General features: G+C 38.9%; 11 protein-coding genes. 9 read left to right on the top strand and 2 right to left on the bottom strand.

Annotated elements, in window-relative coordinates:
• Window positions 1–38 precede the first annotated feature (38 nt).
• Window positions 39–1,145 (top strand): acyltransferase, encoded by a 1,107-nt coding sequence (locus tag HDE70_RS13580; protein ID WP_183866467.1) that lies wholly within the window; start codon window positions 39–41, stop codon window positions 1,143–1,145.
• Window positions 1,146–1,205: 60 nt separating this feature from the next.
• On the opposite strand, the gene HDE70_RS13575 is transcribed toward HDE70_RS13580, so the two are convergent.
• A complete protein-coding gene (locus tag HDE70_RS13575; protein WP_183890713.1) occupies window positions 1,206–2,048 on the bottom strand; it encodes an SDR family NAD(P)-dependent oxidoreductase in 843 nt (280 codons plus the stop codon).
• A gap of 132 nt (window positions 2,049–2,180) precedes the next feature.
• On the opposite strand from HDE70_RS13575, the gene HDE70_RS13570 reads away from it, so the two are divergent.
• From HDE70_RS13570 to HDE70_RS13535, 8 genes are all read left to right on the top strand, one after another.
• Window positions 2,181–2,732, top strand: coding sequence for an RNA polymerase sigma factor (locus tag HDE70_RS13570; RefSeq protein WP_183866469.1), 552 nt, complete (start codon window positions 2,181–2,183; stop codon window positions 2,730–2,732).
• An 85-nt stretch (window positions 2,733–2,817) separates the two neighbouring features.
• The gene (locus tag HDE70_RS13565) at window positions 2,818–3,918 is read left to right on the top strand and encodes a FecR family protein (RefSeq protein WP_183866470.1); all 1,101 of its coding nucleotides are present in this window, start codon (window positions 2,818–2,820) and stop codon (window positions 3,916–3,918) included.
• Between the two features lie 66 nt (window positions 3,919–3,984).
• Complete coding sequence (locus HDE70_RS13560) at window positions 3,985–7,350, top strand: TonB-dependent receptor (protein WP_260160449.1); 3,366 nt, start codon at window positions 3,985–3,987, stop codon at window positions 7,348–7,350.
• Window positions 7,351–7,360: 10 nt separating this feature from the next.
• Window positions 7,361–8,734 carry a RagB/SusD family nutrient uptake outer membrane protein gene (locus tag HDE70_RS13555; protein ID WP_183866471.1) on the top strand — a complete coding sequence of 458 codons (1,374 nt, stop codon included), beginning with the start codon at window positions 7,361–7,363 and terminating at the stop codon, window positions 8,732–8,734.
• Between the two features lie 90 nt (window positions 8,735–8,824).
• Window positions 8,825–9,853 carry an isoaspartyl peptidase/L-asparaginase family protein gene (locus HDE70_RS13550; protein WP_221302054.1) on the top strand — a complete coding sequence of 343 codons (1,029 nt, stop codon included), beginning with the start codon at window positions 8,825–8,827 and terminating at the stop codon, window positions 9,851–9,853.
• Between the two features lie 4 nt (window positions 9,854–9,857).
• Window positions 9,858–10,742 (top strand): cyanophycinase, encoded by an 885-nt coding sequence (locus HDE70_RS13545; RefSeq protein WP_260160442.1) that lies wholly within the window; start codon window positions 9,858–9,860, stop codon window positions 10,740–10,742.
• Between the two features lie 77 nt (window positions 10,743–10,819).
• Window positions 10,820–11,365: a GNAT family N-acetyltransferase gene (locus HDE70_RS13540; protein WP_183866473.1), complete on the top strand. Its 546-nt coding sequence runs from the start codon at window positions 10,820–10,822 to the stop codon at window positions 11,363–11,365.
• A 194-nt stretch (window positions 11,366–11,559) separates the two neighbouring features.
• Complete coding sequence (locus HDE70_RS13535; RefSeq protein ID WP_183866474.1) at window positions 11,560–14,121, top strand: DUF5686 family protein; 2,562 nt, start codon at window positions 11,560–11,562, stop codon at window positions 14,119–14,121.
• Here the strand turns inward: HDE70_RS13535 and HDE70_RS13530 are convergent.
• Entirely contained in the window at window positions 14,104–14,460 is a 357-nt protein-coding gene (locus tag HDE70_RS13530) for a winged helix-turn-helix transcriptional regulator (RefSeq protein WP_183866475.1), read from the bottom strand. The two genes, HDE70_RS13535 and HDE70_RS13530, sit on opposite strands and share 18 nt — an antisense overlap.
• Window positions 14,461–14,545 lie beyond the last annotated feature (85 nt).

Raw genomic sequence — 14,545 nt, 5'->3', positions numbered from 1 at the left:
GCTTCTTTAAGATCAGAACTTCTTTAAAAACAATACCTTTGAGTTCGCCGCTAAATAATGGCGGGCCAGCAATGAATACCAAGGTGAAGCAACCCAGAGAACTCAATGTCGAATTGTTGAGGATAGTCCTGATGATTATGATCGTTTGTCATCACTTTTTGATGCGTGGGAGAGGTCTCCATCTTTTATATACCTCAGAAAGCACACATATTGATCACGACGCCTTACAGGGGTTATTTATTGATAGTTTTCTGATTATGACAGTCAACTGCTTTATATTTATCTCTGGTTATTACGGAATAAAATTCAGGGTAAAGACAATTCTGAGCCTGTTTATACAAGCCGTCACTTATAGCATTGGAATTGATATTGTATTCGGGCTGATTAACGGCGAAAGTCTGTCTTTTGATACTATACTGAATGGCCTGCTATCTGTGCCCAATGGTCAATGGTGGTTTATTACGACATATTTTTTCCTGTACCTGTTAAGCCCTTTTCTTAATCTGGCCGTTAAACACCTGTCTAAATTCCAGTTTCTATATATTTTAGGTGTACTAACACTCACTAACTTTATTGTTGGTTATATACTTAATCCTGATTCATTAGGTGTGTTGAATGGATATTCTTTATTCAGCTTTATCTGCATTTACTTTTACGGACAGGCTTTCAGCTTATATATAGACTTCAAAAAGGGGAAACTCTTTTACTTTAGTGCTTATGTGATCTGCTCACTACTGATCTTTGGAATGTTTTTTACTAGTATGAAATACCTGAGTATAGGTATGGCATGGCGTGCATTTTTCTATAATAATCCGCTGGTATTAATCTCTGCCATTTCTTTCTTCTTTCTATTTAAGAACCTTAAAATATCTTATACCTGGATTTCTTTCTTCTCGTCTTCGGTATTAGCCATTTATCTGATTCATGAACATCCCAGATCGGCCGATTTTCTGACCGATAATCTGAACAGAATTGCGACAACTTATGCCTTTGGGAGTGTGTATGTTACGCTGTTTTTAATTGCCGTGTTATTGTTTTTAGGTGGCACGTTGATAGAAAAAGTGCGAACAACGGTTACTGAGCCACTTTTAAATTTCCTGATTGTGAAATTCAGATTAGATCGCCTGGATGAAAGAATGAAGTAAACTGATACTCCCGCCAAACAGCTGGAATGGACGGGAGGGCCAGATTTATACCGGAAGCCATTAGAAGCCAGTTGAAGTAATCATCTCCTTTAGATTTTCAAGATCTTCTTTTACAGCATCCATTTTTGCATAAGCCAGATCATAAGCGTCCTGTCCTAAAAATAAATGCAGCGGGGGATTTTCTTCAGTTGCTACTTTAATAATTGCTGCGGCTGCTTTTTCAGGATCTCCTGCCTGGTTGCCATCAATCAGGTGCTGGTGCTGATCCTGACTTTCACGGACTTCTTTGTAAGCCTCAATTTGGTGCTTAGGTACATTTAAAGAACCCGTAGAAAGGAAGTTAGTGCGGAAATATCCAGGAGAAACGATCGTTGCATAAATCCCGAAAGATTTAACCTCTGCTGCCAATGCTTCTGTGAAACCCTGTACCGCAAATTTTGTAGCACAGTAAATTCCGAATCCGGGAAAATAACCTGTAAAGCCACCAATCGAAGAGATATTAAAAACATGCCCCGATTGTTGTGCGCGTAAATGCGGCATTACTTTACGGATTACATTTAACGAACCAAATACATTGATGTCAAAATTCCCTCTTGCTTCCTGGTCACTTAATTCTTCCAGGCTACCTGTTAGTCCATATCCTGCATTGTTTACTACAAAATCAATACGGCCAAACTGACTGATTGTTTTTTCAACCGCCTGTCCAACACTTTCCTCATCTCTGAGGTCAACGCTTAATGGCAGATAATTTTCAGCTGCCGTAGCGCCCACACCTGCATTTAATTCTTCGATACTTCTGGAAGTTGCAGCGACCAGGTTTCCCTGAGCTAGTAATTGTTTAATTAAGGTAAGCCCTAACCCTTTGGAAGCCCCGGTCACGAACCATACTTTTTGATTTTCCATAATTTGTGTCTTTTTGTAAGACAAATGTACTCCGGATACCAAGGCAGAAGTTTGCACAATTCAACCCATTAATTGCGAAATTCAAACCGTATAAATATATCTTGCCTTAAATGCATATATTCAGTTCGATTTATGCTACCCACAGAAGAGGATAAGAATTATTGGGAACAGATGCTGCTTGGCGACAAGAACGCATTGTTTGGGCTATATAATAATTTATATTTCCATCTCATCCGCTTTGGCTTAAAGATTAATCCTGATGATGAGTTAGTCAAAGATTGCGTTAATCAGGTATTTTTAAATCTATGGGATAAAAGAACCCGGCTTAATCCGGTTGAAAACGTTAAATCTTATCTAATGACTTCTCTCAGGAGATGTATGCTGGATCAGCTGGCTTATATTGACCGTACAAATATCGCGGTTAATAAAATGGGAAAAGGGGAAGCCATGAACGAATTATCCTACGAAGAGATTATGATTGGCGTACAACAGGATGAAGAACTCAAAAATAAATTAAGAGTTGCCATTTCACAACTTACACCCAGACAATCAGAGTTAATCCAGCTTAAATTTTTCGAAGGATTAAGCTATGAACAAATTGCAGAGCGGACTTCTCAAACCATAAAAACTGCTTACAATACTGTTTACGATGCGATAAAAATACTGAGGAAGATCCTTAAATAAATATAGCTGAGTCTTTTTGAAAATAAATATGTATTTCTCTTAGGAAAACCAGGTCATTTCTCCGTCTATAAGATAAAACGGACATATGAAGCTTCCAGATAATGACTTTTTAGTAGAAGAATTGGTTTGTAATGAATCTTTTCAGCATTATTGTCTTGGGATAAGTCTGGAAAATCATGTTTTATGGGAAGAATGGATAAATAGTATACCGGAAAGAGCATTCGATGTAGAACAGGCGAAAAAACTGGTTAATATTCTGACGATTAAGCAAGGCAGCAGGCTGGAACAAGTCAAAGCATTGAAAAGTGGATTCAAACAGCAGGAAACATTAGCGCAATTATTGAGCACTGTCCCGGATGAAAAGTCGATTTCAATAACACCTCATGGTTTTTATAAATACATCAGCTTTGCCGCCGCCGCTGTCATCATCCTCGTTTCTCTTTATTTTATTCAGCAAAACTATTCATCTTCAAAAAATATTCAGGTTGAACACCCATTAGCTGCATCTGTTTTTTCTTCCGGTCAAATCCCCAGAAAAACGGTAATCCTGCCTGATGGAACGGTAATTACGCTTCATCAAAACAGTGAAATCAAACTGGCTAAAAACTTTAATCCAGCCAGTCGGGAACTTTGGCTTACAGGAGAAGCCTTTTTTGAAGTCAAACATGATGCAAAACATCCCTTTGTTGTACACACTCCCTTTAATGACATCAAAGTATTGGGAACGAGTTTTAATGTCAAAGCCTATCCACATTCAGGTTTGATCGAAACCTCTTTGATTCATGGCAGTGTACAAGTAGAATCAAAAAAATATCCTGGATACCGGGTCTTGCTGAAGCCTGATGAAAAACTATCATTTCATAGTGCACCTGCCGGTAAAGATGAAAGCCTTAAAAATATATTCAGGATTTCTGCTCTTAACCGTAATGCGCAGACCAATAAATCTGAAGAAACCCAATGGATTCATCACCCGATGCTGATCGAAAACGAACCACTCACTGTAATTGCAGAAAAATTACAAAGCTGGTATGGCATCGAAATTTATATCGCTGATCCGGAAGTTAAAACTTACCGTTACTCCGGAACGTTTGAAAATGAGAGTATTATAAAAACTCTTGAAGCATTGCAAACTGCTTATCCATTTGAATTTAAAGCGGAACAAAACAGGATTGTCCTGAGTAAATAGAACCAGAACCACCAACAAAAGCCTGACCACCTATACAATTATATCAAACACCTTAAACTAACCAATATGAGAAAAACCTTACTCTTAGAAAGAGCTGGTAAGTCTTTGACCAGCAGCAGGATGTTGCTGCTTACAAAACTTACGGGCTTCATTTTACTGCTGATGTGCATGCAGGTTTCGGCCACAAGTTTTGCACAGCAGAAAATAACCATTAGTGCTGATCATATCAGTATTAGAAATCTATTGAAAGCTATCGAGCAGCAAACAGACTACCGGTTCGTATATAGCGATCAAACTTTATCAAAAGAAGAAAAGGCTTCATTAAACCTTCATATGGTCTCACTTGATGAAGCGATGAAATCTATTTTAAAGGAAACCAGGCTCACCTACGTACTCAAAGAAAACAATCTTGTCGTTATTTATCCGGCGGTGAAAACACAAAACGATTTGCTGATTTCTGGTCGTGTAGCAGATGAAGCGGGGTTACCACTACCTGGCGTATCGGTTAAATTGACCGGGTCTACAGTAGCGACAACAACAGATGCCAAGGGGAATTATGCAATCCGTGTGCCTGATGCAACTGCAACTCTTGAATTTTCATATGTAGGTTATATCAAACAAACGCTTTCGGCCAGTGGAAATACTATCAATGTAATCTTAAAAAGCGATAACCGGAACTTACAGGAAGTAGTAGTTACAGGTTATACAAACTACAAACGTACACAATCAGCGAGTGCGGCAACTCTGGTCACCGCGGAGAAAATTAACGATGTGGCAGGACTGACCTTTGACCAGATTTTACAGGGCAGGGTAGCAGGAATGAGCGTTATTTCCAGCTCAGGACAACCAGGGCAAAGTGCTGCGGTGGTGATCCGCGGAGTCGGTAGTGTGAACGGATCTTCTGCACCATTATATATTATGGATGGAACACCGATTGAAGCCAGTTTCTTTCAAACTATCAATTCGGCCGATATTGAGAATGTAACTGTATTAAAAGATGCCTCCGCCAAAGCACTCTATGGATCAAGAGGATCTAATGGGGTTATTGTGATTACAACTAAAAAAGGAAAAGCAGGTAAAATACAGGTACAGTATACCTCTCAATACGGTTTTTCTAAATTGACTGATCCTAAATTTACCATGATGAATACTGCGCAGCGCTTGTCATTTGAAGAAGGTGTAGGACTTGATTTCGGAAGAGATCTTGGCCCAGGGTGGACTTACTCTCCTAAAAACCCTGACTATATCTCCGGAACGCAGGCTTTCAGACAAAGTGCAGACCATATTTTAGATAGTATCAGAAAAATCAATATTGACTGGAGAGATGAATTCTATCAGCAAAGCAAATTCCAGGAACAACAAGTTAGCGTGAGTGGCGGTAATGAGAATGTACGTTTTTATAACTCGTTGAATTATTACAAACAGGATGGGGTTGCTAAACGTACAGGGTTGGAAAGATATGCGCTGAAAAGTAATCTTGATTTTAAATCGGACAAGTTTTCGGGAAATGTGAACCTGAATATTGGTTATTCTAATCAGAGTTTTACCGAAGGAGAGGGAAGTAGCAGAGGTGGAACAGCCATGTCTGCCGTTTATTATGCACTTCCTTATGAAAATCCTTATGCACCTGATGGTACCCTGATTCATCCGGGTAACCAGGATCAATATTTTATTGCGGATCAGCGGGAAGGGAGCCAGGCATTAGAACGTTTATTTAACTCGTCCAGCAAAACTGACCAGTTAAAATCTATCATTGGTGTGGCTTTAGCTTATCAAATTCTGCCAGAACTAAAAATTACAACCAGGGCTGGTATAGATTATAGAAATTCAACTGACCAGGCTTATATCAATCCGGATTCGTATTATGGATCTACCAATAATACCAATACGCTGGGTGGAAAGGGCCGTTTTGATGAAGGAACGAGAAGAAATTTCAATATTATTTCGACTACCGGTTTGACTTACGCTAAAACGTTCAATGAAAAACATGACTTTGAAGCCTCTGCTTTTTACGAATATGTTTATAATAATTATAACTCTTTTGGCTTCACTGGCTTTGGATTAGACGGCCGTTTACCAGAAACGCCAGCTGGAATTACAAACAGTGTTGATTATCTGCCTAATGTAGGTGGTTCAAAAACCAGCAGCGCATTAGCCTCTTTCATGAGTGTGGCCAGATATACCTATGATAGTAAGTACACCCTGACCGGAAGTTACCGTTATGATGGATCTACGAAAGTTGCCCCTCAAAATAAATGGCATGGCTTTTACTCGGTGGGCGCAAACTGGAATGCTAAAAATGAAGATTTCCTGAAAAATAGTACACTCATTTCAGAGTTGAGCTTCAGGGTCAGTTACGGTACCTCAGCAAGTCCTTTTGGAGCCGGAGATTTCTTATACCTGCCAACTTATGGCGCAAATGTAACTTATGGAGGTAAGCCGGGAGTCAGCCCGGTTTCTGCCGGTAACCCCAATTTTGACTGGGAATATGTGAACGAATTCAATACAGGTTTTGAGCTTGCTTTATTCAAAAGTCACAGATTACGCCTGTCAGCAGATTACTATAATAAGATCACCAATAATATGTTCATCGATCAGCCGCCATCAGCAACCGCTGGTTTTCCGCTGTTGAGTTTGAGTACCGGAAAGATGAGAAACAGAGGGGTAGAGTTTGATTTGAGTGGGGATATTATAAAAACCAGGGATTTCACCTGGACCGTTGGGGTGAATGCTGGTTACAATAAAAACGTGGTGCTTCATGTAACTGATGTTGCAGATTCTTACCCTGATGGAGATACAAGGATCTTACAAGTTGGGTTGCCTTATGGATCTTATTATGCGCCGCAATGGGCAGGTGTGAATCCACAGACTGGTGAAGCACAATACTATAACCTGGATGGAAGCATTACCACCACTTATAATTCCAATACGCAGAGCGTAGCGAAATCAGGGAGTTTATATCCTTCATTCACAGGTGGGTTTAATACCAGTTTAAGCTGGAAAGGGATTACTGCAAGTGCACTGTTCTCTTTTGTATCGGGTGTTTCCCGCTGGAACAATGAAGATTTTTATAATGAAAATCAACGTTATGCAACCAGTAACCAATCGATCAGGATGCTGGACGACCGCTGGATGAAACCTGGTGATGTGAAAGCCTTACAGCGTTTTGATATCCCTAGAAATTTTACTTCAAAAGACATTCAGGATGCTTCATTTTTGAGGTTAAGAAACGTAAATATCAGTTATACTTTGCCTAAAGCGCTGCTGGAAAAAACAAAGGTATTCAGCAACTTAAAGGTTTTTATACAAGGGCAGAATCTGGTCACCTGGACTAAATGGAGAGGATTGGATCCTGAAAATAACGGTGTTTCGGGGCTTTTCCAATATCCGAATGCCAGAACATATACCGCAGGAATTAGTGTTAACTTCTAAAATTACAGCCATGATTAATCCTCTAAAATATACTTTGATACTTGCTCTGTTTATGGCCTTTTCTTCCTGTACCAAACTGGATTTAAAACCTACAGATACTATAGATGCAGAGAAAGCTTACCGAAACCTGAATGATGTCGATTTAGGGCTGATCGGAGTTTATGGACAGCTGAATTATACTTTGATAGGCGTAAATGCTATTATCTCTGACGAAGTAATGCTGCCTGCAGAAAATACAGTAAGTAATACAGATGCCCACAGATGGCTTTATACTGCTGATAATGGATCTGTTACTAGTTCTTATAACGACTATTATGTAGCTATAGACAGGATAAACAGAGTATTGGCAGGGCTGGACAAGCTCACGATTACTGATAAAGTAACCGCAGACCGTTACCGTGGAGAATTGCTGGCCTTAAGAGCATTTTGTCATTTCGAATTACTCAGAATGTATGGTTCGGCTTACCAAAATGGTGCGCTTGGAGTTCCTTATATGAAAACCTCAGTGATCAGTTACCCCGCAAGAGATCCTTTTGAAGTGGTGGTTGCTGCCGCTAAGGCTGACCTTGTAACTGCCAAATCATTAATCCCTTTATCTTTTGATGATAAAACAAGGGTAACTAAAATAGGTGTTTCCGCAATACAGGCAAGATTGGCATTGTATGAGAAAAACTGGGCAGAAGCAATAGCCTACTCCACTGAAGCTATCAATTTAATGCCGCTGGCGACAGCAGAGCAATTTCCTGGCATATGGACTGATGCTGCCGACAACGAGGTGATCTGGAAGCTTAAAAGGATGCCTGATGAAACCAGGACAGGTGACCTGTTTTATCGTCAAACAGGAAATATAGTTTTATATGCACCTTCTTTTAAATTGATCAATTCTTTTGATCAGGAAAATGATATACGTTATCAGGCCTATATCAAATTTGATAATACCAGGGGAGCTAAGAAATCCCAATACCTGGTTAACAAATATGCGGGTACGGCACTTTCACCGGGGCTGGCAGATTTGAAAATGTTCCGCACAGGCGAAATGTATTTAATCAGGGCAGAAGCCGAAGCAGAGAGTACAGGTAATGCAACCGGAGATCTGAATACTTTGCGTGCTGCCAGAATAAAAGACTACACCGCAGTAAATTTTGCTGGTAAAGATGAGCTGATCCTCGCAATTTATACTGAACGCTTTAAAGAATTAGCTTTTGAAGGTCATCGGTTTTTTGACTTGAAACGCAGAAATTTGCCTGTAGAAAGATTACCAGAAGATGCCATAAATACCTCTGGAGCTGTTAAATTGCTGCCTTCAAAAGCACAATATTCGCTTCCATTGCCTGCATTGGAAATCTCTGTTAATAAAAACACTGTTCAAAATCCCAACTATTAATACGCGTTTGAGTGGAGACTTGTAAATTCTCTCCACTCAAAAATTGTTATTATATTTCAAATCACCTTCAACCAAAATAAAAGAACCAAAATGATGAATAAGAACTTAAAAATAATAGCTGTCCTGTTATGCTGTTTGGTAGCTAACCTGGCTTACGGACAAGAAAAATATGTAATGGTTATCCATGGAGGAGCGGGAACAATTACCAGGAAAAATATGAGCCCTGAAAAGGAAGCGGCTTACGTTGCAGCATTGACAAAAGCTTTACAGACCGGGTATGACGTTTTGAAATCAGGAAAGACCAGTTTAGATGCAGTAGAAGCGACCATTCATATCATGGAAGATTCTCCATTATTTAACGCAGGAAAAGGTGCTGTATTTACCCATGACGGTAAAAATGAAATGGATGCTGCAATTATGGATGGAAAAACGATGATGGCAGGAGCGGTAGCAGGAGTAACTACAATTAAAAACCCTATATCAGCAGCCAGGGCAGTAATGGAAAAATCTGAGCATGTGATGATGGTAGGCCACGGTGCAGAATTATTTGCTAAACAAGCTGGAATTGAAATCGTCGATCCTAAGTATTTTTATACTAAAGAGCGTTGGGATGGCTTACAACAAGCGATAAAAGAAGATTCTACCAAGTCTGTTTTAGACCATGGTAATAAAAAATCAATGAAATTAGGAACCATTAACCATGATTATAAATTTGGTACTGTAGGCGCAGTTGCTTTAGATAAGAATGGAAATCTGGCAGCGGGTACTTCCACAGGCGGAATGACTAATAAAAGATATGGCCGCATAGGTGATTCTCCGATCATTGGCGCAGGAACTTATGCAAATAATGCGACTGCTGGTATTTCATGTACCGGATGGGGCGAATTTTATATCCGTAACGTAGTTGCTCATGATATTTCGGCCATGATGGAATATAAAAATATGTCTGTAGCTGATGCTTCCCGTGCGGCATTGGATAAAGTAGGTAAAATGGGAGGTGATGGTGGCCTGATTGCCCTGGATGCAAAAGGTAATGTAAGCATGCCTTTCAATACTGAAGGGATGTACAGAGGAACAGTTACTGAAAATGGTAAGATTGAGGTATTAATTTATAAATAACGTGATGATGACTTCTAAAATTCAGCTGCGCATTCAGGCATTAACTTTTCTGTTTTTATTATTTGTAGTAAATTCATCATTTGCGCAGTATAAAACTAAGCCAGCAATTCCGGTTCTATCCAAAGGAAGTCTGTTTATTATCGGTGGTGGTGATCGTTCTCCTGAGCTGATCAATACACTGATTAAAACCGCTAATCTCAGACCTAACGATTATATCGTAGTTTTACCTATGGCTACAGCTGAGCCGGAAGCTTCATTTGAAGCGATTAAAAACCAGTTGTCAGCAGCAGCTAAAAACAATATTTACAGTTTCAACTTTGCCGGAGAGAAAGTACGTGATCAGTCATGGCTTGATTCTCTGGCAGGAGCAAGACTTGTTTTTATCACAGGAGGGGATCAAAGCCGCTTCATGAAAGTGGTTTTAAATACTCCGGTATATGGCGCGATTCATAAAGCTTATCAAAACGGGGCGACTATTGCCGGCACAAGTGCCGGGGCTGCGGTAATGAGTAAACATATGATTACCGGAAACCAGTTACTGGATACCAATTACAGGGAAACTTTTAATAAACTCAGAGCTGATAACATTGAGTTTGAAAGTGGAATGGGGTTACTGGACTCTGTTATTATAGATCAGCATTTTATAAAACGCAGCCGCTATAACCGTCTTTTATCTGCATTAACGGCTTATCCGGGCTATGATTGTATTGGAATTGACGAAGGAACAGCCATCATTGTGCAAGGTAAAAAGATTACTGTAGCCGGGGTGAGCCAGGTAATCTGCGTAGCTGATCCTGAAAAGGTAAAGATCCGGGAAAATCATCTGATTACTTTTGAAAATCTGCGATTTAGTGTTTACGGAGCCGGAGATCAGTTTAAACTGAAGTAAGTTATATAAATACAGCCATTATTTCTTAATGGCTGTATTTATGAAAATATCTATTAAATTACGGGTAAAAAAGGAGCATGAAGGTACTAGCTGAAACAGAGCGGTTGATTTTACGGGAGATTTTACGGTCTGATACCAATGCTATGTATGAGCTGTACGCTGACCCTTTAGTTTTTCAATATTTAGGTGAAGAGCCATTTGTTGATATTAAACAAGCGGAGCAGATTATTGAGTTTATCAGAAAACAATACGTTGATCATGGAACGGGCCGCCTTGCAGTACTCAAAAAGGGTTCAAATGAATTTATAGGTTGGGCAGGATTAAAATATGTGACCGGAAGCTATAATAATAAGACCAGCTATTATGAAGTGGGGTACCGGTTTATTCAAAAACATTGGGGGAAAGGTTATGCGACAGAAGCCGCCCGGGCATCTCTGGACTATGGTTTTAATGAATTGAAGCTCAATGAAATCTACGCAATGGCCGATTCGGGTAATACTTCTTCAAGAGGAGTGCTGGAAAAAATAGGATTGCATTATCTGGAGACGTTTGATTTGAAAGGGATTGACCATGACTGGTTTGTAATTACCAGAACTGATTGGGAAAGAGTTAAAATTTGTTAAATCTATATTAACAAATAGCTTTTCATGCTAAACCGATGTCCTAAACATTATATTTGTAACAGGTTTGTTTCAAAATAACTAATCATTTGTGATTCTCTTTTTTTATGCATTGACATTACATAAATAGTTTTTACATTGTGATTACAATACGCTTTAATTGAACGCAAATCTCAGCTTTAACAATTTACCACACTATGCAGGTTAAAGGACTCACCTTCTTTTTATTTCAATCTTCCGGCAAAAAACAACATTTATACAGTATACTTTTTGTATTCATGGTGTGTGTGTTAGGCATAAATACCGTATATGCGCAACAACCGGTGGTTATAACCGGGAAAATAACTGATGGACAAACAGGTGAAGCTATTCCTTATGCAACTATCTTTGTAAAGCTTAAAAATGGAACAATCAAGGGAACTGCTTCAGATTTTGATGGTTTATATCATCTGGCTGTTCCTCATGATATCGCCAATGATTCTATTTATACTGCCTATGTCAGCTATTTACCGGGTAAAAAGCTGTTACCTAAAGCTCCGCATACTATAGTTGATTTTCAGCTGGCTGTTAATGGACGTATTTTAAATGGGGTTACCATCAGTCCTAAAAGCTATGTGAACCCAGCCTGGGAAATCATGGATAACCTGGTTAAAAATAAACCTGTCAATGATCAGAAATATCTGAAAAGTTATCAATATCAAAGTTATAACCGTATTGAAATATCGGTCACTAATATTAGTGAGAAAATGAAGAAGAATAAGGTGATCAAACAGGTTTTACCTTTAATGGAAAATCTGCAAAAGATTGCAGGGGAAGAAGGAACACCTATTTTACCCATATTTATGTCAGAAACTGTTTCCGATTATAAGTATACCACTAACCCGGAGCGAAAAACCGAAAATGTGCTGCGTACCAAAGTGAGTGGGGTAGGGATAGAAGATGAAACACTGATTTCTCAATTAGTGGGCTCTACATTTTTGCAGTACAACTTTTACAATAACTTTTTAAAACTCGCAAACAAAGACTTTATCTCTCCTACCAGTGATAACTGGAAAACGCATTATAATTATGAGCTGATTGATGCTTATGATAAAATAAATGGCAGAGAGTGTTATAAAATTGAATTCAAGCCTAAAAGATCACATGATCTCGCTTTTGATGGGGTGATGTGGATTACACGTGACAGCTATGCTTTATTCCAGATTGATTGTAAGGTTTCAAAAGATGCAAACCTGAACTTTCTGAATAAGATCAGGATACAGCAGGCGATGGTAAAAGCAGAAGGAACCACAGCATGGTTGCCAGGACAAACCCGTATTGTCGTTAACGTAGGTACTACACAAAAGAAATTATCCGGCTTTATTGCCAAATTCTATTTATCCAATAAAAATATTGAAGTCAATAAAGATTACCCGGTTTCTGATTTTAAAGAAAGCCTGGTGATGAGTAAAGATGTCAATAAGAAAGATGACCAGTACTGGGTGAAAAATCGGGCAGATTCTTTAACAGCTGCGGATAAAGCAGTCTATAAAATGATAGATACCGTTAAAAACCTGCCTTTGGTAAAAACTTATGCAGATATTGCAGGAATGCTGATTAACGGCTATTATAAAGTCGGTAAAATAAGTTTTGGCCCTTATCCTTACACTTATAGCTACAACGATTTGGAAGGAAATGTACTTAGAATAGGGGCGACTACCAATACTAATTTTAGTGATAAATTAATTCTAAGCGGATTTTTAAGTTACGGGTTCAGAGATGAACGTATTAAATATAATGCTGCTGTGGATTATATTTTCTCTCGCAAACCATGGATACAAGCGGGTGTTTCCTTCCAGCATGATATTGGTCAGACAGGTTATCAATTCGAGAATTTTATCAATAAAGCGAACAATGTATTCATGGCCTCTATCCGGAATGGCAAAGTAATCAGAAGGGGGCCATTTACCCAAAATATAAGCCAGGCTTATATTCAAACTGATATTACACCAACCATAAGAGGTAAACTGACTTTGGCTCACCGTACTTTCGATCCTTTATTTAATTTTCATTACCACGATCAGGCAGATCAGCGGACTTATAACCGGTATGAAGTTTCTGAAATCGCAACAGAAGTACAGTGGACACCAGGAAGACGTTTGCTGGAATCCTCTAAAATCAATAAAAGATTAATCATTGGAAATGGAAACAGTAACCCGATATTAACCTTTAGATATATCAGGGGAACTAAAGCTTTATGCGGAGATTTCGACTACAACAAATTCTATTTTAACATCAGCCAAAGACCACGTATGGGGATTTTAGGTATAGGGGATTATTCTCTGACCGCCGGATATATTCCTAGTGCAATCCCTTATCCATTACTTGAAAACCACCGTTATAGCTTTAATACCATGCGCTTTATGGAATTTACAAGTGACCGGTTTATTTCACTGAACTATACCCAGCATATGGAAGGACTGATTACAAACAGTATTCCACTGCTGAAGTCCCTGAACGTACGTACTGTAGCTGTTTTAAATGTGCTGCAAGGCAGTTTATCCAACAAAAACAATGAGGCCTTTTTAAGAGGACGTACCAATCTGAACCGGAGTTTAAATAACGTACCTTACGTAGAGGTTGGTTATGGTGTAGAAAATATCTTTAAGATTATCCGTATTGATTTCTTACACCGCTTAACACAAAAAGAACATTTAAGTGAGCCAGGATTAGAGCCTTCAAATTTCGCGATCAGAACAACCTTACAATTCCGGCTGTAAATTATTGATTTTGCCCCAATCTGAAAGTGATTGGATTACCTGATCCATTGATTTCCCTAAGGGTGATAGTTTATAGTAGTATAGCTTGTTTTTCAGTGCAGATTCTTGTTTAAGAATCAACCCGCTTTTCTCCAGTTCTTTCAATTGTAAGGCTAGTACACGTTCAGTAATGGCAGGAAGTTCTCCTTTAAGTTCAGAAAATCTTTTATTGCCTTCCTTCAATTTTACTAATAGTGTAAGCTTCCAGCGGCCACTCAACTGCGATAAAGTATAAGCTGCATCGCATAGACCATGTAGTTTTTGTGCATTGATATAATTGGTTGAAGTGGTTTTTCTCATCTGATAAACTGAAAATCTGATCGCTTACAATTTTGTAAGTTCATTACTATAAACGTTTCCAGCTGTAAATTTGAAGATAAATTCT

The organism is Pedobacter cryoconitis, assembly GCF_014200595.1.
GTDB lineage: Bacteria > Bacteroidota > Bacteroidia > Sphingobacteriales > Sphingobacteriaceae > Pedobacter > Pedobacter cryoconitis_C.
This window is presented reverse-complemented; position numbering and strand designations above follow the sequence as displayed.

Bases quoted from the DNA above. Each gene is read 5' to 3' on its own strand.
- HDE70_RS13575 (WP_183890713.1), bottom strand. From the start codon at position 2,048: ATGGAAAATCAAAAAGTATGGTTCGTGACCGGGGCTTCCAAAGGGTTA.
- HDE70_RS13570 (WP_183866469.1), top strand. From the start codon at position 2,181: ATGCTACCCACAGAAGAGGATAAGAATTATTGGGAACAGATGCTGCTT.
- HDE70_RS13565 (WP_183866470.1), top strand. From the start codon at position 2,818: ATGAAGCTTCCAGATAATGACTTTTTAGTAGAAGAATTGGTTTGTAAT.
- HDE70_RS13560 (WP_260160449.1), top strand. From the start codon at position 3,985: ATGAGAAAAACCTTACTCTTAGAAAGAGCTGGTAAGTCTTTGACCAGC.
- HDE70_RS13555 (WP_183866471.1), top strand. From the start codon at position 7,361: ATGATTAATCCTCTAAAATATACTTTGATACTTGCTCTGTTTATGGCC.
- HDE70_RS13550 (WP_221302054.1), top strand. From the start codon at position 8,825: ATGATGAATAAGAACTTAAAAATAATAGCTGTCCTGTTATGCTGTTTG.
- HDE70_RS13545 (WP_260160442.1), top strand. From the start codon at position 9,858: ATGATGACTTCTAAAATTCAGCTGCGCATTCAGGCATTAACTTTTCTG.
- HDE70_RS13540 (WP_183866473.1), top strand. From the start codon at position 10,820: ATGAAGGTACTAGCTGAAACAGAGCGGTTGATTTTACGGGAGATTTTA.
- HDE70_RS13535 (WP_183866474.1), top strand. From the start codon at position 11,560: ATGCAGGTTAAAGGACTCACCTTCTTTTTATTTCAATCTTCCGGCAAA.
- HDE70_RS13530 (WP_183866475.1), bottom strand. From the start codon at position 14,460: ATGAGAAAAACCACTTCAACCAATTATATCAATGCACAAAAACTACAT.